The organism is Oscillibacter sp. KLE 1745 (assembly GCF_000469445.2).
Lineage (GTDB): Bacteria > Bacillota > Clostridia > Oscillospirales > Oscillospiraceae > Oscillibacter > Oscillibacter welbionis.
Genome location: NZ_KI271718.1, coordinates 5,774 through 21,033 on the forward strand (window position 1 = coordinate 5,774; position 15,260 = coordinate 21,033).

30 protein-coding genes are annotated in these 15,260 nt (G+C 52.5%); all 30 read left to right on the forward strand.

The window, feature by feature from the left end; all coding sequences use genetic code 11:
* The coding region (locus HMPREF1546_RS07180) for a pentapeptide repeat-containing protein (protein ID WP_021751828.1) at nucleotides 1–462 on the forward strand (462 nt) is incomplete at its 5' end.
* Entirely contained in the window at nucleotides 459–1,055 is a 597-nt protein-coding gene (locus HMPREF1546_RS07185; RefSeq protein WP_021747384.1) for a 3D domain-containing protein, read from the forward strand. The genes HMPREF1546_RS07180 and HMPREF1546_RS07185, both read left to right, overlap by 4 nt.
* Nucleotides 1,056–1,058: 3 nt before the next feature.
* Nucleotides 1,059–1,220, forward strand: coding sequence for a hypothetical protein (locus HMPREF1546_RS18760; RefSeq protein ID WP_156909652.1), 162 nt, complete (start codon nucleotides 1,059–1,061; stop codon nucleotides 1,218–1,220).
* Between the two features lie 179 nt (nucleotides 1,221–1,399).
* Nucleotides 1,400–2,359 (forward strand): YqaJ viral recombinase family protein, encoded by a 960-nt coding sequence (locus HMPREF1546_RS07190; protein ID WP_021747386.1) that lies wholly within the window; start codon nucleotides 1,400–1,402, stop codon nucleotides 2,357–2,359.
* Complete coding sequence (locus HMPREF1546_RS07195; protein ID WP_021747387.1) at nucleotides 2,356–3,174, forward strand: recombinase RecT; 819 nt, start codon at nucleotides 2,356–2,358, stop codon at nucleotides 3,172–3,174. The genes HMPREF1546_RS07190 and HMPREF1546_RS07195 overlap by 4 nt, the downstream gene beginning before the upstream one ends.
* A 40-nt stretch (nucleotides 3,175–3,214) precedes the next feature.
* A complete protein-coding gene (locus HMPREF1546_RS07200; protein WP_036629225.1) occupies nucleotides 3,215–3,868 on the forward strand; it encodes a DUF6291 domain-containing protein in 654 nt (217 codons plus the stop codon).
* Nucleotides 3,852–5,117, forward strand: a complete 1,266-nt coding sequence (locus HMPREF1546_RS07205; protein ID WP_021747389.1) for a DnaB-like helicase C-terminal domain-containing protein — start codon at nucleotides 3,852–3,854, stop codon at nucleotides 5,115–5,117. Before HMPREF1546_RS07200 ends, HMPREF1546_RS07205 begins: the two co-directional genes overlap by 17 nt.
* Entirely contained in the window at nucleotides 5,092–5,217 is a 126-nt protein-coding gene (locus HMPREF1546_RS19560; RefSeq protein ID WP_021747390.1) for a hypothetical protein, read from the forward strand. Before HMPREF1546_RS07205 ends, HMPREF1546_RS19560 begins: the two co-directional genes overlap by 26 nt.
* On the forward strand, nucleotides 5,214–5,594 hold the full coding sequence (locus HMPREF1546_RS07210; protein ID WP_021747391.1) for a hypothetical protein: 381 nt from the start codon (nucleotides 5,214–5,216) through the stop codon (nucleotides 5,592–5,594). Before HMPREF1546_RS19560 ends, HMPREF1546_RS07210 begins: the two co-directional genes overlap by 4 nt.
* A 213-nt stretch (nucleotides 5,595–5,807) precedes the next feature.
* Nucleotides 5,808–6,179 (forward strand): hypothetical protein, encoded by a 372-nt coding sequence (locus HMPREF1546_RS07215; protein WP_021747393.1) that lies wholly within the window; start codon nucleotides 5,808–5,810, stop codon nucleotides 6,177–6,179.
* 72 nt (nucleotides 6,180–6,251) lie between these two features.
* Nucleotides 6,252–6,503 (forward strand): hypothetical protein, encoded by a 252-nt coding sequence (locus tag HMPREF1546_RS07220; RefSeq protein ID WP_021747394.1) that lies wholly within the window; start codon nucleotides 6,252–6,254, stop codon nucleotides 6,501–6,503.
* Entirely contained in the window at nucleotides 6,500–6,877 is a 378-nt protein-coding gene (locus HMPREF1546_RS07225) for a hypothetical protein (protein WP_021747395.1), read from the forward strand. The genes HMPREF1546_RS07220 and HMPREF1546_RS07225 overlap by 4 nt, the downstream gene beginning before the upstream one ends.
* Nucleotides 6,867–7,100 carry a hypothetical protein gene (locus HMPREF1546_RS07230; protein ID WP_021747396.1) on the forward strand — a complete coding sequence of 78 codons (234 nt, stop codon included), beginning with the start codon at nucleotides 6,867–6,869 and terminating at the stop codon, nucleotides 7,098–7,100. Before HMPREF1546_RS07225 ends, HMPREF1546_RS07230 begins: the two co-directional genes overlap by 11 nt.
* Complete coding sequence (locus HMPREF1546_RS07235; RefSeq protein ID WP_021751829.1) at nucleotides 7,093–7,284, forward strand: hypothetical protein; 192 nt, start codon at nucleotides 7,093–7,095, stop codon at nucleotides 7,282–7,284. The genes HMPREF1546_RS07230 and HMPREF1546_RS07235 overlap by 8 nt, the downstream gene beginning before the upstream one ends.
* A 3-nt stretch (nucleotides 7,285–7,287) precedes the next feature.
* Nucleotides 7,288–7,644 carry a DUF551 domain-containing protein gene (locus HMPREF1546_RS07240; protein WP_021747397.1) on the forward strand — a complete coding sequence of 119 codons (357 nt, stop codon included), beginning with the start codon at nucleotides 7,288–7,290 and terminating at the stop codon, nucleotides 7,642–7,644.
* A 2-nt stretch (nucleotides 7,645–7,646) separates the two neighbouring features.
* On the forward strand, nucleotides 7,647–7,961 hold the full coding sequence (locus HMPREF1546_RS07245) for a hypothetical protein (protein ID WP_021747398.1): 315 nt from the start codon (nucleotides 7,647–7,649) through the stop codon (nucleotides 7,959–7,961).
* A 235-nt stretch (nucleotides 7,962–8,196) separates the two neighbouring features.
* Nucleotides 8,197–8,646: a hypothetical protein gene (locus HMPREF1546_RS07255; RefSeq protein ID WP_021747400.1), complete on the forward strand. Its 450-nt coding sequence runs from the start codon at nucleotides 8,197–8,199 to the stop codon at nucleotides 8,644–8,646.
* A 1-nt stretch (nucleotide 8,647) separates the two neighbouring features.
* Nucleotides 8,648–8,899 carry a hypothetical protein gene (locus tag HMPREF1546_RS07260; RefSeq protein ID WP_021747401.1) on the forward strand — a complete coding sequence of 84 codons (252 nt, stop codon included), beginning with the start codon at nucleotides 8,648–8,650 and terminating at the stop codon, nucleotides 8,897–8,899.
* Nucleotides 8,900–8,901: 2 nt separating this feature from the next.
* Entirely contained in the window at nucleotides 8,902–9,408 is a 507-nt protein-coding gene (locus HMPREF1546_RS07265; protein ID WP_036629232.1) for a hypothetical protein, read from the forward strand.
* Nucleotides 9,401–9,784, forward strand: a complete 384-nt coding sequence (locus HMPREF1546_RS07270; RefSeq protein ID WP_021747403.1) for a hypothetical protein — start codon at nucleotides 9,401–9,403, stop codon at nucleotides 9,782–9,784. Before HMPREF1546_RS07265 ends, HMPREF1546_RS07270 begins: the two co-directional genes overlap by 8 nt.
* Entirely contained in the window at nucleotides 9,781–10,095 is a 315-nt protein-coding gene (locus HMPREF1546_RS07275) for a hypothetical protein (protein ID WP_021747404.1), read from the forward strand. Before HMPREF1546_RS07270 ends, HMPREF1546_RS07275 begins: the two co-directional genes overlap by 4 nt.
* 218 nt (nucleotides 10,096–10,313) lie before the next feature.
* Nucleotides 10,314–10,562 (forward strand): hypothetical protein, encoded by a 249-nt coding sequence (locus HMPREF1546_RS07285; protein WP_021747406.1) that lies wholly within the window; start codon nucleotides 10,314–10,316, stop codon nucleotides 10,560–10,562.
* 72 nt (nucleotides 10,563–10,634) lie between these two features.
* The gene (locus tag HMPREF1546_RS07290; protein WP_036629236.1) at nucleotides 10,635–11,324 is read left to right on the forward strand and encodes a hypothetical protein; all 690 of its coding nucleotides are present in this window, start codon (nucleotides 10,635–10,637) and stop codon (nucleotides 11,322–11,324) included.
* Nucleotides 11,321–11,722 (forward strand): YopX family protein, encoded by a 402-nt coding sequence (locus tag HMPREF1546_RS07295; protein WP_021747408.1) that lies wholly within the window; start codon nucleotides 11,321–11,323, stop codon nucleotides 11,720–11,722. The genes HMPREF1546_RS07290 and HMPREF1546_RS07295 overlap by 4 nt, the downstream gene beginning before the upstream one ends.
* On the forward strand, nucleotides 11,719–12,021 hold the full coding sequence (locus tag HMPREF1546_RS07300; protein ID WP_021747409.1) for a hypothetical protein: 303 nt from the start codon (nucleotides 11,719–11,721) through the stop codon (nucleotides 12,019–12,021). Before HMPREF1546_RS07295 ends, HMPREF1546_RS07300 begins: the two co-directional genes overlap by 4 nt.
* Complete coding sequence (locus HMPREF1546_RS18765; protein ID WP_021747410.1) at nucleotides 12,018–12,194, forward strand: hypothetical protein; 177 nt, start codon at nucleotides 12,018–12,020, stop codon at nucleotides 12,192–12,194. The genes HMPREF1546_RS07300 and HMPREF1546_RS18765 overlap by 4 nt, the downstream gene beginning before the upstream one ends.
* Nucleotides 12,187–12,417: a helix-turn-helix domain-containing protein gene (locus tag HMPREF1546_RS07305; protein ID WP_021747411.1), complete on the forward strand. Its 231-nt coding sequence runs from the start codon at nucleotides 12,187–12,189 to the stop codon at nucleotides 12,415–12,417. The genes HMPREF1546_RS18765 and HMPREF1546_RS07305 overlap by 8 nt, the downstream gene beginning before the upstream one ends.
* Nucleotides 12,418–13,064: 647 nt before the next feature.
* Nucleotides 13,065–13,559 carry an NUMOD4 motif-containing HNH endonuclease gene (locus HMPREF1546_RS07310; RefSeq protein ID WP_021747413.1) on the forward strand — a complete coding sequence of 165 codons (495 nt, stop codon included), beginning with the start codon at nucleotides 13,065–13,067 and terminating at the stop codon, nucleotides 13,557–13,559.
* Between the two features lie 6 nt (nucleotides 13,560–13,565).
* Nucleotides 13,566–13,988 carry a nascent polypeptide-associated complex domain protein gene (locus HMPREF1546_RS07315; protein ID WP_021747414.1) on the forward strand — a complete coding sequence of 141 codons (423 nt, stop codon included), beginning with the start codon at nucleotides 13,566–13,568 and terminating at the stop codon, nucleotides 13,986–13,988.
* Between the two features lie 68 nt (nucleotides 13,989–14,056).
* Complete coding sequence (locus tag HMPREF1546_RS07320) at nucleotides 14,057–15,259, forward strand: PBSX family phage terminase large subunit (protein ID WP_021747415.1); 1,203 nt, start codon at nucleotides 14,057–14,059, stop codon at nucleotides 15,257–15,259.
* Nucleotide 15,260: the final 1 nt, after the last annotated feature.

A 15,260-nucleotide genomic window follows, 5' to 3' on the forward strand; every position in this document is an offset into this window, starting at 1 on the left:
TTCGGGGCCAACCTGTTCGGGGCCAACCTGTTCGAGGCCAACCTGTTCGAGGCCAACCTGTCCAGGGCCAACCTGTCCGGGGCCAACTACATTGAAAAGGCAAAAAATTTATTTTATCCCATTGCCTGCCCGGAAATCGGCGCTTTTGTCGGCTGGAAAAAGGCAAGGGTCAAAACCAGCGGTCATGAGTGCATTGTAAAGCTGGAAATTACCGAAGATGCCGTGCGCAGTTCCGGAACAGGCCGGAAGTGCCGCTGCTCAAAGGCAACCGTTTTGGAGATTCAGGATTTAGAGGGGATTGTATTGGAGCAGGTCGCCGTCAGTGATAGAGATGAGAACTTCCATTACATTCCCGGAACTGTGGTCTCCGTTTCGGATTTCGACGAAAACCGCTGGAACGAGTGCAGCACGGGCATCCATTTCTATATTACCCGAGAAGAAGCGGTGAGGCATATCCTATGAAAAAGCTGACCCGCGAAGAGCGGCGGCACCGGAGCCAGAGGCGGTTGCAGCTGATTACATATCTTCTGTTCCTGCTTCTGCTGCTGGCGTGGCTGGGAAGCTACCTGATTATGACCGTGGAGGCAGAGCCGCCCGCCCTGCGCAAGATGGCGCTCACCACAGAGGGCGGCAGCCTACCCGGCGACGATACCCCGGCCACCACTCGCTGTTATCTGACAGGGGAAGAGATGGAGGCCGCCGAAAATGAGCTGATCGAAGCCGCTTTGCTGGCCCGGTCTCACAGGCTGGAAGATGTGACCATCACCTTTTATTGCTGTGAAGGGCGGCCTCATATCTGCGGAACTGGGACAGGCATCACAGCGAGCGGCAGGCGGGTAACGCCCTATGTGAGCTGCGCTGTGGATACGGACATTATACCGCTGGGCAGTACCATCATGATCGAGCACAACGGCGGGATGGTGTATCTGAGAGCCGATGATACCGGCCCGGCAGTCAAGGGGGACCATATTGATATTGCCGTCAAGGGGCACTTAGAAGCTTTATCCTTGGGCGTCCAGACGGCGGACATTTGGTGGTGCGAAGAAGGAGAATGACTGATGAATGAAACGAATTACATTTGCGTTGATGAGGAAAACAATGTCTGGCAGTGCGAAACCTGCCTGGGTCTGGAGAGATTTGAAGCGGACGGCCCGCAGGAAAACGGCTGGAGATTCTGTCCCTCTTGCGGACGCAAGATCAAGTATCATGTATCGCTGTGATATCTGCGGGACCTTGTTCGATAAGCCGACGCTAGTTTCCTATTCAGAGATCATTGACTGGGATGGAACCAGGGAGAGCAGGCGAGAGGCGGTTTGCCCGATCTGTGGCGCTGGAGAACAGTATTTCACGGAGATTTTGAAGGGAGACGACGATGATACATAAAATCCCGACATCAGACATGAGCCGCGAGGACTGGCTGCGGGAACGCAGAAACAGTCTGGGCGGCAGCGATATGGGCGCCGTTTTGGGCCTGAACAAATACCGCTCACCATATTCAGTTTGGGCGGAAAAGACCGGGCTCCTTCCAGAACAGCAGGATAATGAGGCCATGCGCCAGGGCAGAGACCTGGAAGACTATGTGGCCCAGCGTTTTGAAGAGAAATCAGGGAAAACGGCACAGCGTATGAATTACCTGTTACGCAATGATGCAGCCCCTTATCTGCACGCAAACATAGACCGTAGGATCATGGGGGAAAAGTCAGGGCTGGAGTGCAAGACCGCATCTGCCCTCAGCCTCAAATCCTACACTGGGGGAGACTTCCCAGAAAGCTATTACGCCCAGTGTGTGACTTATCTGGCCGTCACTGGCTGGTTCCGCTGGTATCTGGCTGCATTGGTACTTAATAAAGCCTTTTATATCTATCAGATTACCACCATCCCGGTCGACATCTGTCCGGAATGGTGCGAGAGCAGTGTATATGTCTCCCCGGAAGAGATCGATGCCTTGAAGCGGTGCGCAAAGGATTTTTGGGAGCTGCATGTGATGACGCAGGAGCCTCCGGAGCCGGACGGAGCGGAGAGTACCACAGAAGCCATGGAAACGATCTACGCGGACTCTGACAATGGCTCCATTGAGCTGTTTGGTCGGGATGCCATGTTTCGGGATTATGAGGAGCTGCAGTTAGAAAAGCGCGAGATCGAGCGGCGGATCGAGGCCATCAAGCAGACGTTCATGCAGGACATGGGCGAGGCGGAGAAGGCCACTTACGGGAACTTCAGCGTTTTGTGGGCGCCGCAGAGCCGCAGCACTTTCGATGTCAAAGCATTTTCCAAGGATCATCCGGACCTGGACTTATCGCAATATTTCAAAATCAGTAAATTCAGAAGATTTTCCATTAAGGAGGACAAGGGAGCATGAAAGAAGGACTCATCCAGGGTACGCAAAGCGCCCAGGCTGCCAAGAAAGGGCCTGCCACCATGCAGGACTATATCAAGAAAATGCAGGGGGAGATCGCAAAGGCGCTGCCTTCCGTGCTGACGCCGGAGCGGTTCACCCGGATCACCCTCTCCGCTCTGTCCACAAACCCCAAGCTGGCGCAGACCACGCCCAAGAGCTTTCTCGGCGCCATGATGACGGCGGCACAGCTGGGCATGGAGCCCAACACCCCGCTGGGGCAGGCATACCTGATCCCATTCAAAAATCACGGCGTCCTGGAGTGCCAGTTCCAGCTTGGCTATAAGGGCCTGATCGACCTGGCCTATCGATCCGGCGAGGTATCCACCATCCAGGCACAGACGGTCTATGAAAACGATGAGTTTGAGTATGAGCTTGGTTTGGAGCCGAAGCTGCATCATGTTCCCGCGAAGGGGGAACGGGGAGAACCCGTCTATTTCTACGCTGTTTTCCGCACGAAAGATGGCGGCTATGGCTTTGAGGTCATGAGCGTCGACGATGTTCGCACTCACGCCAAGAAGTACAGCAAGGCATACAGCAATGGTCCCTGGCAGACAAACTTTGAAGAGATGGCAAAGAAGACCGTCCTCAAAAAGGCGCTGAAATACGCTCCCCTTAAAACGGAGTTCATGCGGGGACTGACTTCTGACGAAACCATCAAGACAGAAATCTCCGAAGATATGTATTCCGTCCCTGATGAGACCGTGATCGAGGCAGAGGGATACGAGGTTGATGGCGACACCGGCGAAGTGATCGAAAGACCGGCGGATGGGCAGTAATGCCCTCCGCCAGGGAAACGATTTTCCATAGGAGATGCTCATGAGCACAACATATCTCAAACTCTTTGTGGACTGTCTGGAAAAGTACCAGAAACTCAATGATACCGAGTTCGGAAGACTGGTGAGAGCTGCCCTGCGCTATAAGGCAACGGGAGCAGAGCCGGACGACCTGGGCCGGGAGGCATTGCTGTGGGACGGTATGCGGCTGGACATAGACAGAGACAATGAGTCTTATCACACCGTTGTCGAAGCGAGGGCATCGGCTGGGAAAAAAGGCGCTGCGGTTCGATGGCAACGGCAGAAACAAGATGGCAAAAATAGCAAATGCCATTTTGTTAATGGCAAAAATGGCCAAGACAAAGAAGAAGACAAAGATAAAGAAAAAGATATTACACCCCCTACCCCCTCTGCAACGGAAGGGGCTGCCAAAAACTATTGGGGGTTTGACCAGTTTTGGGATGTTTATCCCAAAAAGTCAGCCAAGAAAGACGCTTTTGACGCTTGGAAGCGGGTAGACCCGGATGAAGGGAAGGTAAAGCGGATTCTGGAGGCTGTGAAACAGCAAAAGCTGTGGCCGCAGTATTCCGGGGAGAACGCAAGGTATTTTCCAAGCCCGTCAAAGTGGCTGGATGGCGGTTGCTGGGATGACGAACCATTGGCCGGGGAGGAGGACCCGTATGCCAAGTTTACCTGATGTCTCCGCCTGGCTGCTCTACGATGAGACCGCCATGGACACGCGGAAAGCGTTGTGGTTTGTGGCGGACGCCCAGGATGTGACAGCCCTGGACAACCAGAACGCCGTTTGCCTTGCCTATGGGGCGGGCTTTGAGAACTTCCGGGATGCGGAGCCGTTTCTGAGTTCCTTCCCATCTGTGTTCCTGGCTCTGTCCGACCGTGATACGGCGGAAGCCGTGGCGGACGCCCTCAAAGAATATGCGCCATCTGTGGCCGTGCTGCTGCCGAAAGAGGGAGCATTTGGTAAGAGTTCCCGCGTCCGGGACGTGCTGACAACCGGGGGGAGAAAGGCCGTGGATCATCTGTTGCTGGGGGCCGTGGAACAGCCCATGGACGGCCTGCTGGACCTGGCGGACGTGGAGCGGAGGGACCCCGGCGCATCCGTCGCCGTCATGTCCGGTCTAAAAGCACTGGACCAGTCCATCGGAGGCTTTGCCCCATCGGAGCTGTCCGTGTGGACTGGAAGGCGCGGAAGCGGCAAGTCCACGCTGCTGTCCCAGCTGCTTCTAAACGCCATCGACCAGGGCTTCCCGGTCTGCGCCTACTCCGGGGAGCTGTCGGCCTGGCGCTTCAAGCAGTGGGCTATGCTACAGGCCGCCGGGGCCGGGCATATCGAGCCGAAGCGGGACCCGGCGTCCGGGAAACTGTATTACTACACGCCGAAGGAGATCGCGGACCGGATCGACGGTTGGTGGAAAGGGAAGTTTTTCCTGTACGACAACCGGGTGGCCGGTGCTGGGGACGAGGACAGCATCATCTCCGTGTTCGAGTACGCCGTCCGCCGGTTCGGCTGCTGCGTGTTCCTGGTGGACAACCTGATGACCGCCCGATTCAGCGACCAGAGCGACAAGGACTTCTATCGGGCGCAGAGCCGGTTCACGGGGCGGCTGGTGGAGTTCGCCAAGAAAAACGAGGTGCACGTGCATCTGGTAGCACACCCCCGGAAGGGCGACAACGACAAAAAGAAGCTGCTGACCGCGGACGACATCGGCGGGTCGGCGGACATCACAAACCGGGCGGACAACGCCTTTTCGCTAGAACGGATGGAAGAAAAGGATATCGCGGCCTATGGGTATGACGCCGGGCTGAGCATCCTGAAAAATCGCTCCTACGGCTCAACGGCAAACATCCAGCTGGTCTATGACGCCCGGTGCCGCCGATACACAAAGAAGGGAGAAAGCGATGGAGTCTACGGCTGGGAACGCTGACTGGACCGCCTATGAGCGGGAGAAGAAAAAGCTCCAAGGACTGCCGCCCGAGGAATATGAGGCGGCCCTGAAAGAGCTGGCAAGGAGGATGGGGATTTGATTTTTGAAATTCCGTATCCGCCCACCAAAAGGGGAAAAGCGGCCTGGAACAAGCGGTTTGGCCTGAATGCGTATTATGCCGGGAAACACTGGTCACAGCGGAAGCGGGACGCAGAAGAACTCCACTCTCTGGCGCTGTGGTCCATGAAAAAGGCGCATATCCGAAAACAGCTCGTCAAAGGCCCTGTCGAAGTCATTTTTCGCTGGAACGATGGTCTGGACGTGGACAATCACGCCGCCATGGGCAAGGCGTTTGTGGATGCCATGAAAGGCTACATACTGCCGGATGACAACCGGGAATGGGTGCGGAAAGTTTCTCACGAATTTTGGGAAAACGAGAGTATACAGGTGGAGGTAAGGCCCTATGGGCGAACTTGATCAATATCTGGTCCCCATCCGGCGGTATTCAGCCAATCCCTGCATGGATTGCTGCTGCCCGATTAGTCAGTGTCCATGGCTGCGTGAGGAAAAGCCAGTACCGGGCTGGACGGCCAAGAAACGGACGTTCATTGTTGGGAGAAACCGGGGCGGGCGGAAAACATGGGTGACTACATACGCCATTGAGAGCTGCCCGCTGGAAAGGAAGAGAGCATGATGGATGATACAAAGCGCGCCCTGCTGGGTGACAGGGAGGCGGCAAAGCGGCTGACGGATGCGGGGGTGCTGCTGCCATGCCCAAGATGTTTAGGCAAATCAGAATTTTACGTCAGTGATGTTACAGAAAAATACCCAAATTCCAGATTTTGGATTGGTATTGTTTGTACAGAATGCAAACTAAAATCTGTTTCAGAAAAGTATCTCGTTGAAATCGGAAAAAACAAAAATGGCGACTTTGAAATAAAACACGATGAGAGGCCGATTGCCAGGTTAGATTGGAATACCAGGGCAAAAATCCTTGAAAAAATATTGAACGAGAGGACATTAAAGGAGATGCTGGATGAACACTTATTTGATGGGGACTGACGCCCGCCTCGCCTGGAACACCCGCGCACCGATTCTGAGCGCGGAGGAGATGGAGATGCTGGAGGAGCTGGAATGAAGAACCCGGGAGAATATGTTGACATTGGGGACCCAGCCTTGCAAGTCAGAACAGACGAGGATGGAAACACCGTGGCCTCTGCAACGATACAGGCGGTTGTCCTCTGGAAAGAAGATATCAAAAACTACATCATGGACGAGGTCATCAAGATGTGCAAGGAGCACGGAATTACGGACCTGTATGTGCTGAACCGGGATTTCATCCTGTCAGCCGTTAAAGAGAAGATGGAAAGGGAGGCCCAACTATGAAGCTGGAAGAAGCGATAGTCTATTTTGAGTCGTTGCTGAAACGTTTTGAAGAAATGCGCGAGACCGAAACATCCTACTGGGGAAAGGTACACACTGAAACAACCATAGAGGCTATACGTACTGCCCTCGCCGCCCTCCGCCCTGTCAGCCGGGAGCGGGTGGAGAAGGTGTTTCCGGGGTGTCCTTATTGCAAGCCAGATTCTGAGGGATATGTGCAAAAATTTGGGGCATACAGCATCCTGAACGGGGAATTGAAAACAGGGCACTGTAAGCCACAGAAAATCGGTTTTTGCCCGCATTGTTCCCGCCCGCTGACAGACGAGGCCGTGGAGATGGTGATGAAAAGGATGGAGGTCCTGAACGATGCGGATTGAGCGCAATCGCTATGTGGTCATGCGGAAAAACAGAACAGAGGTCTGGTGCGGTCTAGCAAAGCATTTTAGTTTTCGCCCCATATCGGAAATAAAAGACGTTTCCGTCAAGACCTATCGTTCTGAGACGCAGGCTAGAAGCGGATGTTCTTCGTGGGATAGAGACTTTGAAGTCGTTCCGGTAATCGAGATGATTGCGACTGAGGAGGCGCTGAAAGATGCGTAAAGGCTTAGTTATTGTAATTGGCTTGATTGTTGGCTACGCAATAAGTTGGGCATTTACAGTCGGGATTATCAAACTCATTACAATGTGCTTTTCCATCCGGTTTTCTTTGCCTGCCGCCACTGGAATATGGCTGATTCTGTGGCTGCTGAAATTTGTTTTTCATAAATCGGAAGGGAGGCGCTGAAAGATGGCAAGGCCGATTGACTGTAAGAAGTGCTTGCACGAAAAGGTGTGTGCTCTATGGACGCGTCAAGAGTCGCAGGACGCAAGCTGTTTCTGCCAAGATGGGTGCGACTATTTTGCGCCCACCCTCACCCCGTCGAACGAGTGGGTGAGCGTGGAAAATGCCATGCCGCCAGAGGATGAGACAGTGCTGTGTATCGTGAGCGGGAAGCCGAAGCCGAATATCGCGCTGGAGGACGCATATCAGCTTGGATCATGGGACAAGGATGACAGGTGGATCATCGATGAATATCTGGATTGGGAAGATGCTGATGTATCTTGGTGGATGCCCCTCCCGGAACCGCCTGGAAAGGAGGGGTGAGGATGGACAGACAACAGGCTGTAACGATTTTGGAGCGGAAAACCACCATCCCCGGTGATGGATACACCTGGGAGCAAATCAATGAGGCCATCGACATGGCAATCTCCGCCCTGTCCCGGCCGAACGAGCCGTTGACCATCGAGCAGCTGCGGGAGATGGGAGGACAACCGTATTGGCATGTTGGGTTACGAAAAGAAAGCACCCCGCCACATTGGAATATCCTTGATCCGTTTTATGCAAAGCATATCGAGGATTACAGATACGGCGAGAACTGGCTCGCCTACCGCCGCCCGCTGGAGGGAGAGGAGGACACCTGATGGACATTTCTGGGACAAATATAAAGCATATCACTATGTTTGACCGACAGTATACGCCGGAAAAGCAAGCAGAGGGGCTGGCGATCTCACAGGCCATTGTATACGGGCATTGTGATAAGTGCGGCTTCCTTTCCCAGTGTTCCACCAAAGGGGAGGCATTCCGGTTTCCTGTGTTTGCGTGGTGTATGCGTCGCAAAGCAGAAATCCTTGCAGATATGCGGAAGGAGACCACCTGATGGACATTGAGAAGTTGATTGAGCGGCTGAAACATGACTACCACGGGTACAGTACGGTGGAGAACAACCCGGAGGAGACGTTTCATGATATGGTGGAGTGCTTGACCGCCCTCTCCACGCTCCAGGCCGAAAACGAGCAGCTGCGGGCCGAGCTGGAACAGGCCAGGGCAGAGATCGCCCGTCTGAAACACTATGAGGATAAGTGCCACGACTGCCCTATCGTCTGTGCTAAAACGGAAATCATCAAGGCGCACGAGGAGTTGGAAGCCATACAAGCCGAGCTGGAGCAGGTGAAGTGGGAGAAGGATGCGGCGGTAAACGATTTGCAGTGTATAAAATCCTGTGCAGTCTGCAAACATTGCGACAGTCTGCAAACGCCAATCCCTGAAATATGCAAGAAATGCTCTCACGGGGAGAACTGGGATTGGCGCGGCCCGAAGGAGGACTGACATGAAGCAGTTTTCCATTATGGATGGAGATATGTTCTTCCAGCGTTTGGAGCCAAACGAGAAGTATGTGCTAGCTGGTCGGGCAATTCAGACCGATTTGCACAGTTACAGCGAGTACACGCCGGTTTTTGGGCATGACCCGAAATGGTTTGATTCCAGAACCGCAACCGCGTATTTGGCTGGTCTTGTTGAGCATCTGAGGTGGGATGGAGACAGATACCACGCCTATGCGCTGATCTGTAAGGAGGAATGAGTATGGAACGGATGACCAAGAAAGAACAGCTTGCCGGTCGTACTGTAAATTACATCGGAGAAGATGATTGCTTTGATGTATGGAGTGTACCAAAAAAGTTTATGGGAAACGCTGTTGACCGCCTCGCCGCCTACGAGGACACGGGGGTGGAGCCGGAGGAGATTGCTCGTATACTGGATGCTTATGGGCGCGGAATGACTCTGCGAACAGAGAACGCTCAAAGATTGGAAATCGTAAAGGGCATCCAAACTGACCGCCTCCGCGAACTGGCCCAGGCGGACAGGGAGGGGCGGTGCGTGGTGCTGCCTGCGACACCAGACCAAATTATTTATCGGTGGCGCAAAGGTGATGATTGCCCGAGCGTAAGCCGTCTTGATGGCGTACAAATTAACGCAGATGGAGAGATTACATATCCGATTTGGAACGGTTATTTGATACCTGAAGATTTCGGAAAAACCGTTTTCCTGACCCGTGAGGAAGCCGAACTACGGAGGGAGCAGGATGGTTGATTGGAAAGTCATAAAAAGACTTGGGATATGTTTCCTTGGGTGGTTTATCAATAATCAGGGTGAGTTTATTGCCCACCAAAAGGCGAACGTATATTTTAATATCAGCACTTGTGATAGTGAGATGGATGTAAAGTGCAAGGTGTTGGAGTGGTTTTCCCGCCCAGCTTGTAAGTCCACGCCGTTCCGCCGTGCAGTGGACAATACGGCCCTTCATATTTTCTTCCTGAATGGTATAAATCAATACCTTGACACTAGGTTCAACGTGGAGGATATGCGGGAGATTTACACTTATCTCGGGAACGCTTGCAACCATCAAAAAACGATCCAATTTATAGAGAGCGGCTATGATATGGCCGTATTGGAGGAAGAGGAATGAAGGAGTACATCACAAAGGCGAAAGTCATTGAAGCGATTGAGAAAGCTGTTGCTCCAGAAATTACTACCATAGGAGACTATGAAACTATTGGGGTATTCACAAGAGAATCTATTAAACGGATTGTATCCAACCTCACCGCCGCCGACGTTGCGGAGGTGCGGCACGGGGAGTGGAGATATTACCACAAGCAAAACAAAGCGGTTTGCACGAATTGCAGCTTTGAGCGTGACCTTGATACCGATTTTGGGAGAGCTGTTGCTTGCCCCAACTGCGGCGCTCGCATGGACGAGGAGGAGGCAAATGAAAGATAGACTTGGAAATTTACTCAACATTGGCGATAGATGTGTTTGTTATAACACGATGAGGACTGGCAGCAGCACTACGAGACTTGTGCAGTACGAGGCTATAATCATTGGTTTTACAAAAAAGAGCATCCGGGTTAAATGTGTGGACTGTTGTTATTCTCATCGAGTCGGTGACGAATTGCTTTGCGGCGCAGATAACATTTTCAAGCTAAGAGGTGACGAGCATGAGGCTGGGTGATTTAGGCCGTATCGCGCAAGATGGACAGGTCGTAATTTTGCTGGAGAATGCACCTACCATCGACGCCGTGCCTGTGGTCAGGTGTAAGGAATGTATCTACTACAAAATCTGCGATGAATGGGAAACTGGCAAGCGGATGCTATGCGAAATCCATCATCACTCATACTTAGACCACGACGGAGACGAGCATTTTTGCTCTTTGGGCCAGCGAAAGGAGGCTGGCCATGAGCAGTGAACTATGGCTTGGCTATGTGGCCGGTGCGCTGACCTTCGGCTGGCTGCTGCCGTGGATTGGGAGGAAAATCAAATGAAGTTTCGGAGTAAGACGGGGGAAGTGCTTGAAATTCTGTCTAAATGGGACTTTTTCTATGGGCAACGGGCCGGGAGAGAGTTTTGGGCAGATAAGCCAAGAGACGTGCAAGACCAAGACATAGCCGATTTTAGCCGGGATATGGAGACGATAACAAGCTGGGTCCAAGAAGCCGCCCGCCTGATGGGCTATGAGGTGGTGGAGGATGATGAACCACGCACTTGTTTTAACTGCATTGGGTGTGAAATTGAGAAGGACTTTGACCCGCAGGAAGGGTGCAAAAATTGGGTGAAAAGGAAGGAGACCCACATGGACAAGCCGTTGAAGGACTGGACACTGGGGGAACTGAAAGAGTGGTGCTATCAATACGGAAAGGCCCACACAAATAATCCGTGCGAACAGAAATGCCCTATCTATCAGAGAGGAATTTGCTGTCGTGAATGGGTACATGAGTGGGACTTGGAAGGAAAGCCCCGCTGGACGGAGCAGGAGGTGGAGATGGCGAAGGCTATCAAGGAGATTTTCCCGGATGCTTATAAACTCGCAAGGAACCTCTCAGCCATTGCGATTTATGGTGTAGAAGATGACATCTCATTTTACCTTGCTACCATTCAAGCTGAACGTTTCCCCTCTCTCCGCCCCGGCGAAACTGTCACCCTTGACGAGATCATCGGAGGTGCCCAATGAGAGAAATCCTTTTCAAAGCCAAGCGGCTGGATAATGGAGAGTGGGTGGAGGGGTGGTACTGTGAGTATCCATTTAGACGATGGCCGCTTAAACCGACAATTATTCCTGCCCAATTGGCTATTGATGGAACCTTTGAATTTGTCGATGTTGACCCCTCCACGGTCGGCCAGTACACCGGCCTGAAAGATAAGAATGGGAAGCGGATTTTTGAGGGAGACATCATCCGCTGGACGGACTGGAAGGGCGAACAAAAAGAAGCCCCTGTATGCTATGACCCAGAGTGGAATAGATTTTGCGTTTGGCTGAATGGCGCTGAAAGTATGGGCGTAAATAAGCATCTTTCAACTGGCGGAATTGAGATCATCAACTCCATCCACGACGGGGAGGGAGGACAATGAAGTGCGAGAAATGCGGAAAGGAAATCGGGAATCTGTTGGTTGATACTTTCCTCCGAGATGGAAGCGACACTGACATTGAACAGCCTATCGTTGAATGTGAGCACAATGCCGCCTACATCGAAACAACACAGAATTGGACAGGCTATGATCTGTCAGAAGAAGAAATGTTCGAAACGATAACCTGCCCGCACTGCAAGCAGTTCCCATTCAAAAGTACAGAGATACAGGTCTATGATGTGGTGCGGGTTGTCTGCTTCAAGACGGAAGAGAGAGGACGGCATGAGGGAGGTAAACAATGACTGAAACCGAAGTGATCTCCATTGATCGTCACGGCCAGCGGAAGGAGTATCCGTCGATCAAATCTGCCGCAGAGGATGTTGGTGTTCGCCCCTGCCGGATTTCTACCGCCTGCGTTACCGCCCACCGCTGCGCGGGACGGTATTGGATCAAGAAGGAGGATATGGATGGGTGAGTTCCCGGAAAGGCTGAGAAAGTTGCGGGAGTCCATGCGGCCGGTGCGGAGCATGACGGTTACATCACAGCTGATGGGGTTGCATCCGGATATGTTGAGAAGATATGAGCGGGGAGAGGTAGAGCCGTCTATGGATGCCCTATATAAAATCGCAGATTATTATGGGGTCAGTACAGACTATCTGCTTGGGAGAACCAACTTCCCGTTTGTACATAGAGTATAATCTTTCATCTTCACAAAAAACCCGGACAATGGTTCCCACAAAAGTGGGAATTAAAATTGAAGACTATGCGACAATGGAGCATGAGGGAGTAACTTCCCCATGCTCCTTCTTTTTCCTCCCCTTTCGGGCTGTGTACCAACCACGGCCCAAAGGACAACCCACTCCCCCGGCAGGAGTATCTAGTAAGCAGATATTAAACGGAAAGGAGAGCCTTTCTCGTATGTTTCCTGCCGGGGGACTCCCTTCATATATGCCGCAGCACGATGCAGCCCACAAATCAGGGCCGGAGGGTCGCGGCCTCCATGCGGCAGAGCCGACAGTCATAGTGTCGGGCAAAAAAGCGGTGGTAGCTATGACCTGCCCCGAAATGTATTGAGAGCTTACCGAGGGTTTAGATGCTCACAGGATGGTGACCGAATCCCAATTCCATCCACAACCGCACTATCCTGCTGAAAACTACCGTAGGACAGTGAAACTCCGAATGGAATGTAGCTGACTGATTGATGGTGTGACAATCTAAGCGGGAAGCGCACATACGCCGCCCCGCAGTTGCACGAGACGGGGGCGGGAAGCTCAATATTGAGGGGTTACGCATGGCGGGGTAATCTCCCGCCGCCTCTCCTGACATATACAGAGGAGGGGCATACATGGAAAATGAAATTTGGAAAGATGTTGTTGGTCTGGAGGGGTTTTATAAAGTTTCAAATCTTGGAAGAGTGCTTAATGCCAATACAAAGAAAATAAGAAAACTCGTAAAAGACAAAGACGGGTATTACCAACTTGTCCTTATGAAAAATGGGAAACGAGTTTATCCGAAAGTTCACAGGCTTGTCGCGGAAGCGTTTCTCAAAAATCCTGATTTACTTCCTGTCGTTAACCATAAAAATGAAAACAAAACAGATAACAGACCTGAAAATTTGGAATGGTGTACGACAGAATATAATAATTCATATGGGAGCAGAGTCAGGGGCGTTTTGCAGTTCAATTTAGACGGTTCACTGGTAAAAAAATATCAATCTATTAGCAGTGCAGCTAAGGAAAACAAAATGGACATCAAGACGCTCTACAGATGGTGCCAAAAAGTAGGTGGAATTGGGTGTGGATATAAATGGTATTTTGAAGACGAGATGATAGGTGGATGAAAAGCTATGGCTGCACGGCTGACAGACAGGCAAAAGAAGAAAATCGTGGCTGATTATCTGGAATGCCAGTCGGTCAATCTCGCCGCCAAGAAAAACGGGGTTTCATGGGATAGCGCAAAGAAAGCCCTGGAAGAAGCCGGAGAAATTGAGAAAAAGCTAGAGCAAAAAAAAGAGGAGAACACCGCCGACATCCTAGCTTACATGGAAAGCCAGAAGGGCCTTGTGTGTGAAATCATCGGTAAAGGGTTGGCTGCGCTCAACGACCCGGAGAAGCTGGCAGAGGCTACGCCCGCGCAAATCACCACCGCGCTTGGGACGCTGATCGACAAATTCACGGCCTTTGGCGGCGGCCCAGGCGATACAGCCAAGGACGACGGATTGAGCCAGAGCCTGAGAGAACTTGCGGAGGGGTTGGAAAGCGATGATTGATTTAATCAGGATTGGTTCGTGTGTTGCGCTTGGTGTGTGTATACGGCTATTGATTGAGAGGAACCACCGTGGTTAGCCCGCAGCAAAAGAAAATCCTGGCTTTCCCCTACTCAAAGTACGACGCCCTCATCTGCGACGGCGCGGTCCGCTCCGGCAAGACCTCCATCATGATGTGGGCCTTTGTGGACTGGGCAATGCGGGAGTTTTCCGGCCAGCGGTTCGGCATCTGCGGCAAGACGGTGGACAGCGCAAGCAAGAACATCATCGTTCCGTTTACCGCCATGACGCTGGCGAAAGAAAAGTACACTATCCGCTGGCGAAGGTCGGAGAAGATTCTGGAGGTCCGACGGGGAGCTGTAACGAACTGGTTTGAGGTCTTCGGCGGCAAGGATGAATCCAGTGCTTCCCTTATTCAGGGTCGGACGCTGGCCGGTGTGCTGCTGGACGAGGTGGCGCTCATGCCGCGGTCGTTCGTGGAACAAGCCATAGCCCGGTGCAGCGTAGACGGGGCAAAGCTGTGGTTCTCCTGCAACCCGGACTCCCCGCAGCACTGGTTTTACCTGGAGTGGATACTGAAGCACAAGGAGCGCAACGCCCTGTACCTACACTTTACCATGCGGGACAATCCTGGTCTGAGCGAAAAGACACTGGAACGGTATGAGAACATGTATACCGGCGTGTTTTATGATCGGTTTATCCGTGGCCTTTGGGTGGTGGCGGAGGGGCTTGTCTACCCACACTTTGGCGAGAGCTGTATCACGGACGAAGAACCGCCGGCGGGCCGGTATTATATCTCCGTGGACTACGGAACGCTCAACCCCTTTTCCGCCGGTCTGTGGTGCGTGACAACGCAAGGGGCTGTCCGCATCAATGAGTATTATTACAGCGGGCGTGGGACGCAGGAGCAACTGACCGACGAGGAGTATTACCAGGCGATACGGGAACTGGCCGACGGTTATAACGTGGACTATGTGGTCATTGACCCGTCGGCGGCGTCTTTTATCACTACAGTATTCCGACACAATGAGTTCCATGTGGTCAAAGCGAACAATGACGTAATGGACGGGATACGGCGGACCTCTGTCTATCTCAAAAGCGGGAAACTCAAAATACACCGCCGGTGCAAGGACGCTATCCGAGAATTTGGACTATACCGCTGGGACGAGGACTCAACGGTGGACAAGGTCATCAAGGCGGATGACCACGCCATGGACGATATACGATATTTCGCGAATACTATTCTGGTTCGGCATTTCCCGGTAATGAGGTGAA